Below are 666 nucleotides of genomic sequence, written 5' to 3'. Positions count from 1 at the left end.
GCGCTTCGTTAATACAGATGTAGGTGTTCCACAGGGTAGCCAGCAGCATCCTGCGATGCAGATCCGGAACATAATGGTGCAGGGCGCTGACTTCCGCGTTTCCAGACTTTACGAAACACGGAAACCGAAGACCATTCATGTTGTTGCTCAGGTCGCAGACGTTTTGCAGCAGCAGTCGCTTCACGTTCGCTCGCGTATCGGTGATTCATTCTGCTAACCAGTAAGGCAACCCCGCCAGCCTAGCCGGGTCCTCAACGACAGGAGCACGATCATGCGCACCCGTGGGGCCGCCATGCCGGCGATAATGGCCTGCTTCTCGCCGAAACGTTTGGTGGCGGGACCAGTGACGAAGGCTTGAGCGAGGGCGTGCAAGATTCCGAATACCGCAAGCGACAGGCCGATCATCGTCGCGCTCCAGCGAAAGCGGTCCTCGCCGAAAATGACCCAGAGCGCTGCCGGCACCTGTCCTACGAGTTGCATGATAAAGAAGACAGTCATAAGTGCGGCGACGATAGTCATGCCCCGCGCCCACCGGAAGGAGCTGACTGGGTTGAAGGCTCTCAAGGGCATCGGTCGAGATCCCGGTGCCTAATGAGTGAGCTAACTTACATTAATTGCGTTGCGCTCACTGCCCGCTTTCCAGTCGGGAAACCTGTCGTGCCAGCT

The 666-nt window shown here is 57.7% G+C and carries 2 pseudogenes; one reads left to right on the top strand and one right to left on the bottom strand.

Annotated elements, in window-relative coordinates:
• Positions 1-217: pseudogene (locus SB764_RS38200) on the top strand (hypothetical protein); the annotation flags it as partial.
• A 17-nt stretch (positions 218-234) separates the two neighbouring features.
• Here the strand turns inward: SB764_RS38200 and SB764_RS38195 are convergent.
• A pseudogene (locus SB764_RS38195) lies at positions 235-576 on the bottom strand (hypothetical protein); the annotation flags it as partial.
• Between the last annotated feature and the right edge of the window lie 90 nt (positions 577-666).

Origin of the sequence: Paraburkholderia sp. SIMBA_027 (assembly GCF_046535315.1) — a bacterium.
In the GTDB taxonomy this organism is placed as follows: domain Bacteria; phylum Pseudomonadota; class Gammaproteobacteria; order Burkholderiales; family Burkholderiaceae; genus Paraburkholderia; species Paraburkholderia tropica.
The sequence above is the reverse complement of the archived record's forward strand: the minus strand, read 5'-3'. Positions and strand labels throughout refer to the sequence as shown.